Raw genomic sequence first — 16,614 nt, forward strand, 5'->3', positions numbered from 1 at the left:
TTATTCCTCTTTTTCCTTTTTATTTTCTTCTGTCTTCTGTTCTTCATTCTCGGTCATATTATCTTTTTTCTGAAAATATGTCCCATCATTATCTACATAACTATCTCCGTTATAGCATTCTGACTCTGTCGGCAATTTCTTTTTCTCCAACTGATTATCCAGAAAAAGTTTTACAATATAATAAATGACTGCAAACGCCGGCACTCCGAATAACATTCCGAGAATTCCAAATAAGCCTCCTCCGAGAAGGATCGATACAATTACCCAGAATGCGGACAGCCCGGTAGAATTTCCAAGAATCTTCGGTCCCAGTATATTTCCGTCAAACTGCTGCAGCAACAAGATGAAGATCAGGAAATAGACTCCTTTCATCGGATCTGCAAGTGCGATCAGAACCGCACTCGGAATTGCTCCGATATATGGTCCGAAGAACGGAATTACATTCGTCATACCCACGATCACGCTGACAAGCATTGCATACGGCATATTCAAAAGTGATGTACCAATAAAGCACAGGATTCCGATAATGATAGAATCAATGATCTTACCAATGATAAATCCCCCGAATATCTCATTTGTCTTTACTGCAATATGAATCAACAGGTTGGCACGTTCTGTCGGAAAGATCGCATATGTCGCTTTCTTACTCTGATTAATAAATGTCTCTTTGCCGAACAAAATATACACAGATACGATCACTCCGATTACTGCATGGAACAATTCCATAACCAGTGTATATAATCCAACCGTCAGATGGGTCATCACTTCATTTACTTTGTTCAGAAGATCCGTACGCATCCAGTTCTGAAGGCTTGTAGATGCCTCGTTCATCGCATTCTTCAACATTGTCGTCATCGTCGAATCATCCAGTTGTATATGATTCATCTGCTTCACCAGCTGGTTGATCTGAGCCGGAAGCGTAAAGATCAGATTCCGGATACTTGTGATCAGTTCCGGGATCAGCATATTGATAAGCGTTGTTACAATGGTGATCAGTACGACCAATGCCAGAATCACTCCTGCACATCTTGATACCGTCTTCGCTTTTTCTTTCTTCATATGTTTTTCCAGAACCGGCACCAGATATGCATCTACCGTTCTCACGATCGGATTCAACAGATATGCGATTCCGCATCCATACAGCACCGGCTTCAGGATAGACAGTATCTTTAATACCGTATCTGAAATTGCTGTCACACGCAGCATTGCAAAATAGACTAGAATACATGCAACGATCACCAGGAAATATGTCATTCCGCGGTTGAACTGCTGCCTTAATTTGGATGGACCCTTTCTCCCAAAACTGGGACGGTCTTTATAATATGTATTTTCTTCTTTGCTCATAAACTCCTCTTCTTTCCTGCCTGTTTCGCATATAAAATCATTATACCCTTGCCGTAAATTTACGTCAACCGACAAAAAAGGATCAGAACAATTGTTTCTATAAAACTTTTATAAAAACTTATGTTCTGATCTTTTTTATTTCTGCCCCGGCCGCTCTATCCGTTAAAGCCGGTATCCGGCATCTGTCTTATCTTATGCACATCCACACTTGAATGTTGCACACTCTGTCTCGTCGCAATGACAGGCATTTCCGCCTTCTACACTGATCTTTCCGGCATGACACTGACATTCTTTATTATACATGCAGTCTGTTGCCTTACAGTCTACACTGCTCTTTGCCGATGCCTCTTTCCCTTCCATATCCGAGTATGCATCCACATAGGTGCTTCCGCCTTTTCTCTCTTCAAAGCTGTCACAGCTTGTCTCAGCAGCTTTCTTTGCAGAATTTCCTCCTACCACGATACTGTCAAGATTACAGTAATAATTCTGATTGTGCGTACAAGTCTGTACGGTACATCGTAAATCTGGCATAATATATCCTCCTTTCAAATACAAGATATATTATGCCAGTTCTTTTTATTTCTTATACATTTGTAAAAACAAATTAGTTTTCTTCTTTTACAACTTCTCGTCTTTCTCTTGTTGCGATTTCTTCTGCAACAGATGCTACGAACGCATCCAGACTCTTCTGGCCTTCATCTCCTGCAAATCTGCTTCTTACGGATACCAGATTTTCTTCTTCTTCTTTTGCTCCTACTACAAGCATGTATGGAATCTTCTGCATCTGAGCCTCACGGATCTTATAACCGATCTTTTCCGCACGTGTATCAATCTCTGCACGGATACCTGCTGCATTTAATGTCTCCAGTACTTTCTGTCCGTATTCCAGATGTTTATCCGAGATTGGAAGCACCTTAACCTGTACCGGTGCGAGCCATGTAGGGAATGCTCCCGCAAAATGTTCGATCAGGATTCCGATGAATCTCTCGATGGATCCAAATGCTACACGGTGGATCATGATCGGACGGTGTTTCTCTCCGTCTGCACCTGTATATTCCAGTTCAAATCTCTGTGGAAGCTGCATATCAAGCTGAATTGTTCCGCACTGCCATGTTCTTCCGATAGAGTCTGTCAGATGGAAATCAATCTTTGGTCCGTAGAATGCTCCGTCTCCTTCATTTACTACATAGTCAAGACCAAGATCATTCAGTGCACCACGAAGACCTTCTGTTGCAAGTTCCCAATCTTCGTCACTTCCCATACTGTCTTCCGGACGTGTAGAAAGCTCTACATGATACTTGAATCCGAACAGCTGATATACTTCATCGATCAGCGCTACAACACCTTTGATCTCATCACGGATCTGTTCCGGCATCATAAAGATATGTGCATCATCCTGTGTGAAACAGCGCACGCGCATCAGACCATGTAACTGTCCTGATTTTTCATGACGGTGAACCAGTCCGAGTTCTCCGACACGAAGCGGGAGATCTTTATATGAACGTGGCTCAGCTTTATATACGAGCATTCCACCCGGACAGTTCATTGGCTTGATTGCAAAGTCCTCTCCGTCAATCTGTGTTGTATACATATTTTCTTTATAGTGATCCCAGTGACCGGATGTCTCCCATAGGTGTCTGCTTAAGATTACCGGCGTAGATACCTCTACATAACCTGCTTTTTTGTGAAGTTCTCTCCAATAATCAAGCAATGTATTCTTAAGCACCATTCCCTTTGGAAGGAAGAACGGGAATCCCGGACCTTCTTCGCACATCATGAAAAGTCCAAGTTCTTTGCCGAGTTTTCTGTGGTCACGTTTTTTTGCTTCTTCAAGCATTGTCAGATATTCATCTAACTGTGCTTTCTTAGGATAAGAGATACCGTAGATTCTTGTGAGCATCTTGTTCTTCTCGCTGCCTCTCCAGTAAGCACCTGCAAGGCTTGTAAGCTTGAATGCTTTTACCGGCTTTGTTGTCATCAGGTGTGGTCCGGCACATAAATCAACGAATTCTCCCTGCTGATAAAAGCTGATCTCTTCTCCTTCCGGAAGGTCTTCGATCAATTCAACTTTGTATGGTTCATCTTTTTCTTTGAAATATGCGATTGCATCTTCTCTTGTCTTTGTAAATCGTTCGATCGGAAGAGCTTCTTTGACGATCTTCTTCATCTCTTTTTCAATCTTTTCGAGATCTTCTGCTGCGAATGGTGTCTCACGGTCTACATCATAGTAAAATCCATTCTCGATCGACGGTCCGATCGCAAGCTTTGTATCCGGATACAGACGTTTGATTGCCTGTGCCATAATATGAGATGTGGTATGCCAGAAAGCACCCTTTCCTTCTTCGTTATCAAATGTAAGTATCTCCAGTTCACAATCTTCATCCACAACATGTCTGAGATCTACTACTTCACCATTTACTCTTGCGGAAGTTGCCACCCTTGCCAGACCTTCGCTGATATCTTTTGTAATATCCAGTACTGACATACTTCCTTCATACTCTTTGAAAGATCCATCTTTTAATGTGATTTTCATAATTATCATGTCCTCTCTTTTTATTTTCTATTCTATCCTCGGGCATGCATCTTCTTTTCTGCCCGTTCAGCAATCACCTGTAATCTGCGGTTTCTATTGTATGCTTTGTCAGCTTCTTTCAAACGCATGGCAATAAAAAATTCCCTTACAGACAAATGCTGTAAGGGACGAGTTTTCTCGCGGTTCCACCCTGTTTGAACTGACGCATCAAAGTCTCTTCATTTTTCAAAGACCTCTCATGTCAGAACCTCTTAATTATGACGATAACGGAATCACCGGACTGTTTTGCAGCCACTCAGAGGTAGTTTTCAGAAGGTTCCAAAATAAGAAGCTTTCAGCCTGCGGCTTCTCTCTCTGGCATTTCTTTCCCAGCCTACTCTTCTCTTCAACGTGTTTTTTATACGCTCTCATTATAGCACGAGGTTTTACTTTGTCAACATTTTTTCAACCACAGTTTCCAGACCGCAAAACATTCCCGTACAAAATAATTGGGAAATAGTAATGGATGACAGCCTGCCGCTATCGGAAATGGATTCTTAAATCCTGCGCGTTTTGCATACACACATCCCCGGTATACATGAAAATTATTCGAGACAATACCGACCGGTGTATCCACATCTGCAATCAGTTTTCTGGAAAACTTCAGATTCTCCAGTGTATTTACCGATGCGTCTTCCTGTATAATGCGTCTGCAGTCGATCCCTGCACGCTCCAGATACTGCGCCATTGCATACGCTTCTGTTACTTCTTCATCGTTCCCCTGTCCGCCGGAGACGATTACATGTACATCTGGGTGCTCTTTCAGATACTCTAATGCAGAATCCAGTCTTCGTTTCAGTGAATCGGTAATCTTCCGGCCTCTCACCTGCGCTCCCAGCACAATGATCCATCTTGTGCCGGATCGTGTATCTTCTTCCGGTCTTTTTTCCAAAGGCCTTCTGCACATTCCTGTTATGATCTTTATCTCAGCAATCAGAAGGAGGCATACAGCAATACCGATCAGCGCTTCTACCACACACGGCATTCCATACAAACGGATCAAAACGCTTCCTGCGATCCCCACAATTCCGGCCGCCAGCCAGAATCTGGAAAAAGTAGAGTCCCATTTTTTCAGTGCGATACAGATCGCACTGTAATAAATGAGACTCAGGATACCTGCAGCCAGAAAAATTATCTGCCACAGCATTTTTTATATTTTTTACCTGATCCGCACGGACATGGATCATTTCTTCCAATTTTCTTTGGTTTACGAATTGTTGTAGATTCTTTCTGTTCTTTATAGAATTTTTTTAATTCTTCTTCAGAAAAAATCTCTTTCCACTGTGGAAGTTCATACAGCCAGTCAGCTTTCGCTGCTACCATATTCTTGTACAGTCTCTCTTTATCAAATGCAAGGCTTATTACTGTATCTTCTTCTACTGTATCCAGATCCAGTTCGATCAGAAGGCTTTCATTGATTCCATCCAGGAAACCGATCATGGTCAGAACTTCCTGTCCGAACTTCTCAGCCAGTTCTTTGACTGTTCCTTTCACTGCTTCATCCGGATTAGAAAGAAGCTTTTCGTAAATCTCTTTCTCAATCTGGAAATATGTTCCCCAGAATTTTTCCAACTGACTTCTGTCTGCAGTCTCATCATAAGCGATGTTCTGCCACTGCTGATATAATGTGCTCATATTTCTATACTCCTTTGTACGATATTCATTTGCAATTTTTCACTGCTCTCTATATAATATACTAAAGTCTTGATTCATTGTAAAGGATGATTATTATGAAAAATGCAAAACGTATTCTGGCACTCATTGCCGCTATTTTATTATTCGGTATGTATCTCAGTACATTAATATTTGCCCTGATGGGAAGTCCACATTCTATCGACCTTCTCTGGGCATCTGTTGCATGTACGATCATACTTCCTGTACTTTTATACGCTTATACGCTGGTATTTAAGCTTACCCGCCACGATGACCCTGACCAGGATCACGACCATGCAAGCGATGATACCATATAGAATTCCAGAGGCATCAGACTTTCTTCTCGATCGTCTGATCCTTTTTTCTTGTGTTTTCTTTCGTTTTCTCTTATTTTCTTTCTCTTTGCAAGGTATTCTTCCATTGAAATTACTTCTGCTTCTTCTTTTGTCAGGTCTCTTGTATTCATTGTGCATACCTCCATCTTGATTATTTGTATCCCCTCTTACGTCTCTGGTGTCTGATTACACCGACGTTATTATTATATTTACGATGATCTTATTATATGCATATTTTGTGGCAACATTATGGCAGAAATCTAAATAAAGCATGAGAAATTTCTTAAGGAAAACATAACTCTGATCTGAAGAATCCCTCCCTGACTGTTTCTTCGGAATGTATGAATACTCAAAAAACAGCAGCTATAAGTCTACTTTTATCTTATAGCTGCTGTCTTCATCTCTCTCTTATTTTGAAAGTTTTGACTCTCTGTAAATAATGTCGTGTCTTTCTGGTCCGTTAGATACCATTGTAATCGGGTATCCAATCTGCTCTTCTACAAACTCAATGTATTTTCTGCAGTTTTCCGGAAGGTCTTCGTATTTCTTAATTCCACGAATGTCACATTTCCATCCCGGAAGTTTCTTAAGAACTGGTTTTGCCTTCTCTAACAGATGTGTCGTTGGGAATTCTGTTGTTACTTCTCCGTCGATATCGTATCCTACACATACCGGGATCTCATCCAGATATCCAAGTACATCTAATACTGTAAATGCAACATCTGTTGCTCCCTGCATTCTGCATCCATACTTGGAAGCGACACAGTCGAACCATCCCATTCTTCTCGGGCGTCCGGTTGTTGCTCCGAATTCTCCGCCATCACCACCGCGGCGTCTTAATTCGTCTGCTTCGTCACCAAAGATCTCACTTACGAATGCTCCGGCTCCTACTGCACTTGAATATGCTTTACATACTGTTACGATCTTCTTGATCTCATACGGAGGGATTCCTGCTCCAATCGCTCCATATCCTGCCAGTGTAGAAGATGAAGTAACCATTGGATAGATTCCATGATCCGGATCCTTCAGTGATCCAAGCTGTCCCTCTAACAATACTTCTTTTCCTTCTTTGAGCGCATTGTTCAGGAAAAGAGAAGTATCACATACGAATGGTTCAACCATCTTCTTATATTCTTGAAGTTCATTATATAAATCATCAGGATTGATCAATGGTTTATGATAAAGGTGCTCCAGTAATACATTCTTCTGCTCTGCTACGCGAACAACTTTTTCTTTTAACAGTTCATCATCAAACAGCTCACTGACCTGGAATCCGATCTTTGCATATTTGTCTGAGTAGAATGGTGCGATACCTGATTTTGTAGAACCGAAAGATTTTCCTCCCAGTCTTTCCTCTTCGTATGCATCAAAATTCTTATGATAAGACATTACCATCTGAGCTCTGTCAGATACCAGAATCTTCGGCATCGGAACTCCCTGATCGATGATAGACTGTACTTCTTTAAATAATACCGGCACATCCAGTGCTACACCGTTTCCGATAATACTTGTCGTATGATCGTAAAATACTCCTGATGGAAGTGTGTGTAATGCAAACTTTCCATAATCATTGATAATTGTATGACCTGCATTCGCGCCTCCCTGGAATCTTACGATGATATCAGCCTGTTCAGCCAGCATATCTGTAATCTTACCTTTTCCTTCGTCGCCCCAGTTGGCACCGACTACTGCTTTAACCATATCCATTCCTCCTGCGATATTAACATGACTTATCAGTCTTCTTTAGCGGATCTAATCAAACCACCCTAAGCATTATACTATACATTTCACCTTGGTTCAACAATATTTTTACATAAAATCCACAGGATTTCCTGTATTTTCTACATTAGCGGCGCAACCAGTCTTAATACCTGTCCCGCCGTCTTCATCAGAATTCCTCTGTTTCTCACTTCCGTCACTGTAACCTTATGACATTTTGCCAACGTATTCTGAAAATCTTCTTCTACTTTCTGCACTTCAGGATTATCGTAGATAAACACACCATTCTCAAAATGCAGATACAGGCTTCTGAAATCCAGATTGATACTTCCTACCGTTGCCGTATCATCATCGGATACAAATATTTTTGCATGTACAAATCCAGGTGTATACTCATAGATCTGTACCCCGCCCTCGATCAGTTCCTTATAGTAGGTCTTTGCCACAGCAAATGCATACCACTTATCCGGAATATGCGGCATGATGATGATCACCTCAATACCACTCTTCGCTGCACGGATCAGTGTAGTAAGCATCTCATTGTCCAAGATCAGATACGGGGTCATGATATGCACATATTTTTTTGCATGGTTCAAAATATGGAAATATACTTCTTCTCCTACATTTTCATGATCAAACGGGCTGTCTGCATATGGAATCACATATCCCAGTTTTTCATTCAATGTATCCGCTTTTTTGGTCAGATATTTTCCATAAGGCTCCACGCCCCGCATATCCACATCCCACATCTGCAGAAATATCATCGTCAGGCTCTGGACAGCATCACCTCTTAACAGTACCGCCGTATCCTTCCAGTGTCCGAACCGTTCCTTCTCATTGATATACTCATCAGCAAGATTCACACCCCCTACATATCCCACCTGTCCATCGATCACGCAGATCTTTCTGTGGTCACGGTTGTTCTGTATCGTCGAGACAAATGGCCGGATCTTATTCGACATCTTGCAGTTGATACCGTATTTCTGAAGTTTCTTCGGATAACTGTACGGCAGCAGGTCAAATGCACACATTCCGTCATACATGAACCGGACTTCCACACCTTCCGCTGCTTTCCGCTTCAGGATCTCAAGGATCGTATTCCACATGATACCTTCTTCTACGATGAAATACTCCATGAAAATAAACTTTTCCGCCTTTTCCAGTTCTTTTATCATGGATGCGAATTTGGCTTCTCCAACCGGAAAATATTCGGCTTCGGTATTCCTGTAAGTCGGAAATCCCAGTTGATGCGACAAATAATACGACAGCTGCGCATTTGCAGATTTACCCTCCCAGAGTGCATCTGTGATCTTCTGATCCTGATCCATGTAAGGTTCCGTCTCCATACGCAATGCCGCCAGGCGGTTCTGTACAAACCGTGTTTCCAGCTGCAGATGCACATAGATGTAAAATATCGTCCCGACAACCGGTACTGCCATCACACACAGAATCCATGACAGCTTGAACGCCGGATTTCCCTCTGTATTAATAATATACACAAGAACTATAATCTCCATCAGAGACATCACACTGTATATAAATGTTGCATATTCTTTCAGATAGTATGGAATGCCCAGAAAAATCAGCATCTGTACCAATATCAGTATCACAAAAATTCCGGCACGGCTGAATACCATTTTAAAGAATTTCTTCTTTGCAACAGCCTTTGTGCTTTGTTCTTTCATACTTTTTCTCTCCTTTATCCAGGGCTGTACATCCACTTTGTTCCTAATATCTTACTCCGTTTTCTCAGGCTCCGTACCGCCAGGATATGTTATACAGTGTATCATATTTTCATTTTCTTCTCAACTTGCAGATAATTTATTTTAATTTAATAGAAAAATACATATAATATGTGCTATGATAAGGAAAAGAATGGAAAGGAGTCATACAATCATGGCAAAATGGATGAAAAAATTATTGGGTCTTGCTGCAATCGGCAGTGCCGCTGCAGGTCTTGTTTATTATTTTAAAAAATCTAAAAAAGATGTGGATGAAGATTTCAACGATGATTTTGAAGATGAAGACTTCGATCTTGACAATGATCTTCAACCGGTCGACCGGGGATACGTTGATCTGAACGCAGGAAAAGCTTCTCCGGAAGAAGCAGACGATGCAGAAGAAACAGAGACCGGCGAAGATACTCTGGATGCGGATGCTCACGAAGGGAAAGAAGATTAGTTCTGCTGACACAGACTGAATTCAGACTGCAGCTATACAAAAGAGCGGTAAACAATGTAAATTATTTTCTTATTTTACATTGCTTACTGCTCTTTTATCTTCTCCAACACCTATTCAAAATTCCCACTGCTTCTTTGATATCCTCTTCATTCATATTTGCATATCCCAGAAGAATCGTTGCCCGCTCATCTGTATCTTTCCTGATCCTGTAATCCGAAAGTCCATATACACGGATATCCTCTTTTTTTGCCCGTTCGATCAGCTCATTTTCGTTCCATCTCTTTTCGAATGTCAGCAGGATATGTACTCCCGCATGCTCTCCCGATATCGCACAGATATCTGCCAGAGGCTTCAGTGCATCGATCAGAACATCATGCCTGTTTTTATACAGAGCTCTTGTCTTATTCAAATGACGTTCGTAATAACCATCTTCGATAAAATGTTGTACGATCATCTGATCCACCTTTGAAACGGTCGAGTTGATAAAGTTCACATTTGTCCGATACACATCCAGGAGCGATTTCGGCAGTACCATATAACTCAGACGAATAGCCGGTGCAATGGATTTTGAAAAAGTTCCCAGATAGATAACTTTATCTTCTGCATCATATCCTTGCAGAGCCGGGATCGGTTTCCCTTTGTAGCGGAATTCACTGTCATAGTCGTCTTCTATGATATATCTGCCTTCCTTCCCGTATGCCCACTTCAGAAGCTCCATTCTTCTTTTGATCGGCATAACGATTCCTGTCGGATACTGATGCGACGGTGTGACATATGCAATATCTGCCTCTGAATCTTCCAGCTCTGATATTCTCATTCCATTGTGATCCATTGTAACCGGCACAGTCTCATATCCAAGTGTCTGAATCACTCTATATGCCTGCTTATATGTAGGATCTTCAAATGCAATAGTATGTTCTTTTCCAAGAATCATACTAAGCAGTATCAGAATATAATCACTTCCCGCTCCGATCACGATCTGCTCCGGAGAACAGTCCACGCCTCGTGCCTGATACAGATAATTGCAAATGGCTCCCCGGAATCCATATTCACCTTGCGGATCTCCTGAGCGGAACAACTCCGTCCTGTCATCCAGCAAAATGTCTTTCGAAAGTTTTCTCCAGACATTATATGGAAAACTGTTAAGATCTACTCCGTTCGGTGTGAAATCATAGCGGTATATTCTTTTCTTTTCTCTCTTAGGTTCCGGCTTTTTTTCTTCTTTTTTCAGTTGGTATAATTCATCAATCTGAGCCACAAAAAAACCGCGGTATGGCGCAGACTCGATATATCCTTCTGATAATAACTGTTCATATGCCAGTTCAACCGTACTGCGGCTGACTTCCAGATGCTTGGACAAAGCCCTGGTAGACGGGAGTTTCTCCCCATAGCGGAGTCTCCCGTTCTGGATATCAGACTTGATATGATCATAAATCTGCTCATACAGCGGCTTCTTCGAACGACTGTTAAGATTTATCGTTAATTCATTCATTTTTTTATTTTGCACCCGTTTATTTCTTTGGCAGTTTAAAAGAACTCTTCAGAGATACAATACGGTTAAACACCAGATTTTCCGGTGTGGAGTCTTTCGAATCAATACAGAAATATCCATTTCTTACAAACTGGAAGCTGTCACACGGACCTGCTTCGTTAAAGCTGTCTTCCACATAGCACTCTTTTAAAATCTGTAAGGAATCCGGGTTCAGGTTCAGCGATCCATCTTCTTTATTATATACTCCCTTCTCTTCATCGATCAGGTTCTCATATAATCTAACTTCTGCTTTCTTAGCCTGTGGTGCACTTACCCAGTGGATCGTTCCTTTTACCTTACGTCCGGTAAACCCGGTTCCGCATTTTGTCTCCGGATCATACGTACAATGTACCACCGTTACATTTCCTTCTGCATCCGTCTCATAGCTGACACATTTTACAAAATATGCATGCATCAGACGTACTTCGTTTCCAGGGAAAAGGCGGAAATACTTCTTCGGAGGATCAATCATAAAATCATTACGCTCAATGTAAAGTTCACGTCCAAACGGCACTTTTCTCACACCAAGTTCCGGATTCTCCAGATTGTTCTCTACATCCAGATATTCCACTTCTCCTTCCGGATAGTTGTCGATCACCAGTTTGATCGGATCCAGGACTGCCATCATACGAGGCTTCTTCATCTTCAGATCTTCACGGATACAATACTCCAGCATTGCATAATCCACAGAGCTCTGGCTCTTGGATACTCCGCACATTTCAACGAACATCTTAATGGATTCTGGTGTAAATCCTCTTCTTCTGAGAGCTGCGATCGATACAAGTCTCGGATCATCCCATCCGTCTACAATACCATCCATAACAAGCTTCTTGATGTATCTCTTACCTGTAACAACATTCGTCAGATACAGCTTGGAGAATTCAATCTGTCTCGGTGCCGGATCAAATTCACACTCTTTTACAACCCAGTCATATAATGGTCTGTGGTCTTCAAATTCCAGTGTACAGATAGAATGTGTAATGTGCTCGATCGCATCTTCGATCGGATGTGCAAAATCATACATTGGATAAATACACCATTTATCTCCTGTATTGTGATGTGTCATATGCGCCACACGGTAGATGATCGGATCACGCATGTTGATATTCGGCGATGCCATATCAATCTTTGCACGCAGAACTTTCTCTCCATCCTGATACTTTCCGTCTTTCATCTCTTCGAAAAGTCTTAAATTCTCTTCTATCGGACGGTCACGATACGGACTGTTCTTTCCAGGCTCTGTCAGGGTTCCGCGGTATTCACGCATTTCTTCCGCTGTCAGGTCACAGACGAATGCCTTTCCTTTTTTGATCAGCTTTACTGCACACTCATACATCTGGTCAAAATAGTCTGATGCAAAATAAAGATGATCTCCCCAGTCGGCACCCAGCCATTTTACATCTTCTTTGATGGACTCTACGAATTCCATATCTTCTTTCATCGGGTTCGTATCGTCAAATCTTAAATGAAAGGTTCCGTTATATTTCTTTGCAAGTCCTGAATTCAGAAGAATCGACTTCGCATGTCCGATATGCAGATATCCGTTCGGTTCCGGCGGAAATCTCGTACATACTTCGCTGTATACTCCTTCTGCAAGATCTTTATCTATTTCCTGTTCAATAAAATTTTTGGAAACTGTTGTTTCTTCTCCCATGGTGTCCTCCTTAGGTTTTAACTATACATTATGCTCATTATCTTATCATAAAAAATATGATGAAACAAGGGAAGATACCTCTTTTACCGGTTTTCGCAGAAAAATGTAAATGCATCCAGAAATTCAGAATTACTTGGACACTTGATCGCATGGTAACCAAGGATCTCCATCATAAGTTCTTTATCTTCTTTCCAACACTTATCAACGACTACACGTATCCCGCGTTCCACATTATAAAAACTGGTTTCGTGTTTTTCTCCTATCGGGATATATATATCATTCTGTGTCGCAAACGGCTTTTCTTTTGTATGGAATCCACTGATGATATCTGCAGCATCCAACAGATAATAGTATCCTTTATATCCTGATGTGACTTTAAATCTTCTGAGTGTCTGTATCATAATATTCCTATTCATAAATAATCTCCCTTTTTTGGCTCTATCTAAAAAATAAATCACAACATGTCGTTTGTCAATGATTTCGATACCAAAAACCTTCTTTTTTTATTTTTTAGACCTTTATGTGTCTGATTTCTTCGAAAAAGATCAGCTATAGGTCAAAAAAAGTTTGAAGACATCTTTTTATCTTCAAACTTTTTTTGCATTTGTCTATATCTTTTCCGTCCTTAAAACCATCCAGTTTCCTTTCCAGACATACAGAATCATCAAAAGCATGCCCAAAAGCCATGAGGTCGGATAGCACATCATCACATGGCCGAGACTCTTTGCCCATGCCATGGTTCCTGCAATCCACATCACACGGAATCCGCATAATGATACCAGAAATACAATCATGGCCTGCATCGTCTTGCCGGTTCCTCTGATCGTTCCGCCAAGCACATGCAGGATTCCAAGCATCCAGTAAAACGGGCAGAAATATTTCATAATATATACACCATATTCCACCACCTTATGGTTCGTCGTAAAGACTCCGATTACCTGCGGAGCGAATATCAGCAGCACAATTCCGGTTATCACAGAATACCCGGCACCCATTGCTGTGGATATGTACATTCCTTTTCTGACCCTGTCTGCTTTCCCTGCACCAATATTCTGTCCGGCAAATGTAGTTGCCGCCATACTGATACTCAGTACCGGCAGGATATTAAATCCATCGATTTTTATATAAGCTGCAAAACCGGCCATAACTGTCGCTCCAAAACTATTCACACTTGCCTGCACGATCAGGTTTGAAAGCGAAATTACAATATTCTGGATTCCTGTCGGGATTCCGATGCGGATGATCTTCGAAAGCAGATGATCATAGCATCGGATCTCCTTAATCTTCAACTTATATACATCTTCACTTCTGATCAGAAATCCCCATATAAAAATGCACGAAATCAGCTGACTGATATCCGTAGCCAATGCAGCACCCACTATTCCGAGTTTCAATCCGACAACCATGATCAGATCCAGAAATATGTTCGAAATTGCCGCGATCATCAGATAAACCAGGGATCGCCTCGAATTCCCCACCGCATTCAGAATACCTGCCGACATATTGTAAACTACCGAAAATAAACTTCCGCCAAAATATACCTGCAGATAGATTACCGACTGTTCAAATACCTTGTCCGGTGTTCCCATCAGGCGCAGCATCGATGGTGTCACTGTAATTCCGATTACAGTCAGAAGCACTCCTGCTACCAGCGCGATCGCCATCGTAGTATGTACGGCCTTCCTCACGCCTTCTGTATTTTTGGCCCCATAAAACTGCGAGATTACAACACCTGCACCAGTCGATGCTCCTATGCAGAAACCGATCAGCAAGTTAATGATCGCACCGCTGGATCCGACTGCTGCCAGTGCGTTACTTCCCACATAGTTGCCGACAATAATCGAATCCACCGTATTATACAGCTGCTGAAACAGATTCCCCAGAATCAGTGGAATTGCAAAGAATAATATTTCTTTCCAAATCACTCCTTCGGTCATTGTTTTCATCTTTTTCATTTTCTTCTTCCTCTCTATTACCATTTCTTTTCATATTCCAGATTTTCGCAGGATTTTTCACGATTTTCAATTAATATCACGAAAATATATTGACAAATGCACTCCTTTCAGTGTATAGTATCAACGTTGCATATCACTTATGCATGCTGCCTTGGCTCAGTCGGTAGAGCGTCGCCTTGGTAAGGCGGAGGTCGGCGGTTCGATTCCGCTAGGCAGCTTACAAGAGAAGTCCCGTAAAACTTTCAAATGATTGTTTTACGGGATTTTTTTACAATTACAAATTCAGCCGATATTTATATCCTCTTTAGATTTATTTTTCCTTTTCCAGAATCTTCTGCATCTTTCCCTTGATTCTCTGAAGTGCATTATCAATCGTCTTTGGACTCCGGTCCAGAAGCTTTGCGATCGTCTTATAATCCGTTCCCATCAGATGAAGATACAGAACTCTGCGCTCCAGTTCACTTAATTCTTTTTCCAGACGTTCTTCCAACGTCTTCGCACGTTCCTGACTGACAAGCAGTTCTTCCGGATTCGTCTCATGTCCGGATTCCATTGTATCGATCAACGAGTTTTCCCCGTCTTCTCTTTCATACAGGGAAATATAACTGTTGAGCGGACTGTGTTTCTTTCTGTTTGAAGCTTCAATTGCCGAATACAACTGTCTTGTCACACATAGTCTTGCAAAGCTGAAGAAGGATGCTTCCTGATCCACATCGTAGTCCTGAACTGCTTTAAAAAGTCCGATCATCCCCTCCTGGATCAGATCATCCGTCTCACCGCCGAGCAGATACATTGCATTGGCTTCTTTTCTGACCAGATTCTTATATTTTTCCATCAGATAATCGATAATTCCCGTTTCTCCCATCCGGAGTCTGCGGATCAGTTCTTCATCTGTTAATTTTTTATACTCTGTCATACACTCCTCTGTCTCACAATCTCATATGCAAGGACGCCCGCTGCCACCGATGCATTCAGGGAATCGATATCCCCCTTCATCGGAATTTTTGCAGTAAAGTCACAGGTGTCTTTTACCAGACGTCCCACACCTTCGCCTTCATTACCAATTACGAGTCCGATCGGTCCTTTCATATTGACATCATACATGACATCCCCGTCCATATCGGCACATACGAACCACAGACCTTTTTTCTTCAAATCTTCCATCGTCTTTACCAGATTTGTTACTTTTGCAACCGGCGTATAATTCAGGGCCCCTGCGGAAGTTCTTGCTACGGTTGCCGTCAGTCCGACTGCGCGTCTCTTTGGTATGATCACACCATGTGCCCCTGCCTGGTTCGCAGTACGGATGATCGCACCGAGATTGTGCGGATCTTCGATATTATCCAGAATGATCAGAAACGGATCTTCTCCCTTTTCTTCTGCAAGCTTTAACATATCTTCTACCTCTGCATACTCATATGCAGCAACACTTGCGATCACTCCCTGGTGTTTACCGGTCTCCGACAACTGGTTCAGACGGTCTTTTTCCACGAAATTCAATATCGTGTCATGCTTTCTTGCCTCACGGATGATGGATCTCACCGCACCATCCTGACATCCATCCAGTACATACAGCTTGTCTACCGGTTTTCCGGAACGAAATGCTTCCATAACGGCATTTCTTCCTTCTATGATACTTTCATTTACATTCTTATCGTGACTCATATTCG

At 41.8% G+C, this 16,614-nt stretch carries 16 protein-coding genes, 1 tRNA gene and 1 other annotated feature; of the genes, 3 read left to right on the forward strand and 14 right to left on the reverse strand.

All coding sequences use genetic code 11. The features are described from left to right. From NKF87_RS08510 to NKF87_RS08530, 5 genes are all read right to left on the reverse strand, one after another. On the reverse strand, window positions 1–1,344 hold the full coding sequence (locus tag NKF87_RS08510) for an AI-2E family transporter (protein WP_055284120.1): 1,344 nt from the start codon (window positions 1,342–1,344) through the stop codon (window positions 1–3). Between the two features lie 192 nt (window positions 1,345–1,536). Then, window positions 1,537–1,875: a DUF1540 domain-containing protein gene (locus tag NKF87_RS08515; RefSeq protein ID WP_055284121.1), complete on the reverse strand. Its 339-nt coding sequence runs from the start codon at window positions 1,873–1,875 to the stop codon at window positions 1,537–1,539. A 73-nt stretch (window positions 1,876–1,948) separates the two neighbouring features. Beyond that, a complete protein-coding gene (gene thrS, locus NKF87_RS08520) occupies window positions 1,949–3,877 on the reverse strand; it encodes a threonine--tRNA ligase (protein ID WP_117597840.1) in 1,929 nt (642 codons plus the stop codon). Window positions 3,878–4,037: 160 nt separating this feature from the next. Then, window positions 4,038–4,275: a binding site (T-box leader), on the reverse strand. A 35-nt stretch (window positions 4,276–4,310) separates the two neighbouring features. After that, window positions 4,311–5,063: a YdcF family protein gene (locus NKF87_RS08525; protein ID WP_055284123.1), complete on the reverse strand. Its 753-nt coding sequence runs from the start codon at window positions 5,061–5,063 to the stop codon at window positions 4,311–4,313. Continuing rightward, on the reverse strand, window positions 5,048–5,551 hold the full coding sequence (locus tag NKF87_RS08530; protein WP_055284124.1) for an SEC-C metal-binding domain-containing protein: 504 nt from the start codon (window positions 5,549–5,551) through the stop codon (window positions 5,048–5,050). Before NKF87_RS08530 ends, NKF87_RS08525 begins: the two co-directional genes overlap by 16 nt. 95 nt (window positions 5,552–5,646) lie before the next feature. On the opposite strand from NKF87_RS08530, the gene NKF87_RS08535 reads away from it, so the two are divergent. Continuing rightward, window positions 5,647–5,886: a hypothetical protein gene (locus NKF87_RS08535; protein WP_055284125.1), complete on the forward strand. Its 240-nt coding sequence runs from the start codon at window positions 5,647–5,649 to the stop codon at window positions 5,884–5,886. On the opposite strand, the gene NKF87_RS08540 is transcribed toward NKF87_RS08535, so the two are convergent. From NKF87_RS08540 to cls, 3 genes are all read right to left on the reverse strand, one after another. Continuing rightward, window positions 5,856–6,035 (reverse strand): hypothetical protein, encoded by a 180-nt coding sequence (locus tag NKF87_RS08540; RefSeq protein ID WP_055284126.1) that lies wholly within the window; start codon window positions 6,033–6,035, stop codon window positions 5,856–5,858. The genes NKF87_RS08535 and NKF87_RS08540 overlap by 31 nt on opposite strands. Window positions 6,036–6,312: 277 nt before the next feature. Continuing rightward, on the reverse strand, window positions 6,313–7,605 hold the full coding sequence (locus NKF87_RS08545) for an adenylosuccinate synthase (RefSeq protein ID WP_055284127.1): 1,293 nt from the start codon (window positions 7,603–7,605) through the stop codon (window positions 6,313–6,315). A 140-nt stretch (window positions 7,606–7,745) separates the two neighbouring features. After that, entirely contained in the window at window positions 7,746–9,308 is a 1,563-nt protein-coding gene (gene cls, locus NKF87_RS08550) for a cardiolipin synthase (protein ID WP_055284128.1), read from the reverse strand. 211 nt (window positions 9,309–9,519) lie between these two features. Between cls and NKF87_RS08555 the strand changes: the two genes are divergently transcribed. After that, window positions 9,520–9,804 (forward strand): hypothetical protein, encoded by a 285-nt coding sequence (locus NKF87_RS08555; protein ID WP_055284129.1) that lies wholly within the window; start codon window positions 9,520–9,522, stop codon window positions 9,802–9,804. A gap of 94 nt (window positions 9,805–9,898) precedes the next feature. Here NKF87_RS08555 and NKF87_RS08560 read toward each other — a convergent pair whose 3' ends face one another. The 4 genes from NKF87_RS08560 to NKF87_RS08575 all read right to left on the reverse strand — a co-directional run bounded on the left by NKF87_RS08560 (window position 9,899) and on the right by NKF87_RS08575 (window position 14,944). Beyond that, entirely contained in the window at window positions 9,899–11,296 is a 1,398-nt protein-coding gene (locus tag NKF87_RS08560; RefSeq protein ID WP_055284153.1) for a PLP-dependent aminotransferase family protein, read from the reverse strand. A 19-nt stretch (window positions 11,297–11,315) separates the two neighbouring features. Beyond that, window positions 11,316–12,989 (reverse strand): glutamine--tRNA ligase/YqeY domain fusion protein, encoded by a 1,674-nt coding sequence (locus tag NKF87_RS08565; RefSeq protein WP_028086010.1) that lies wholly within the window; start codon window positions 12,987–12,989, stop codon window positions 11,316–11,318. Between the two features lie 83 nt (window positions 12,990–13,072). Continuing rightward, the gene (locus tag NKF87_RS08570; protein ID WP_055284130.1) at window positions 13,073–13,405 is read right to left on the reverse strand and encodes a sporulation initiation factor Spo0A C-terminal domain-containing protein; all 333 of its coding nucleotides are present in this window, start codon (window positions 13,403–13,405) and stop codon (window positions 13,073–13,075) included. Between the two features lie 192 nt (window positions 13,406–13,597). Further along, window positions 13,598–14,944, reverse strand: a complete 1,347-nt coding sequence (locus NKF87_RS08575) for an MATE family efflux transporter (RefSeq protein WP_081021063.1) — start codon at window positions 14,942–14,944, stop codon at window positions 13,598–13,600. A gap of 145 nt (window positions 14,945–15,089) precedes the next feature. Here NKF87_RS08575 and NKF87_RS08580 point away from each other — a divergent pair. Continuing rightward, window positions 15,090–15,162, forward strand: a tRNA-Thr gene (locus NKF87_RS08580). 92 nt (window positions 15,163–15,254) lie between these two features. On the opposite strand, the gene sigH is transcribed toward NKF87_RS08580, so the two are convergent. After that, window positions 15,255–15,860: an RNA polymerase sporulation sigma factor SigH gene (gene sigH, locus NKF87_RS08585; protein ID WP_055284132.1), complete on the reverse strand. Its 606-nt coding sequence runs from the start codon at window positions 15,858–15,860 to the stop codon at window positions 15,255–15,257. After that, complete coding sequence (gene rlmB, locus NKF87_RS08590; protein WP_117597825.1) at window positions 15,857–16,609, reverse strand: 23S rRNA (guanosine(2251)-2'-O)-methyltransferase RlmB; 753 nt, start codon at window positions 16,607–16,609, stop codon at window positions 15,857–15,859. The genes sigH and rlmB overlap by 4 nt, the downstream gene beginning before the upstream one ends. Window positions 16,610–16,614 lie beyond the last annotated feature (5 nt).

The organism is Dorea longicatena (genome assembly GCF_024168045.1).
In the GTDB taxonomy this organism is placed as follows: domain Bacteria; phylum Bacillota; class Clostridia; order Lachnospirales; family Lachnospiraceae; genus Dorea_A.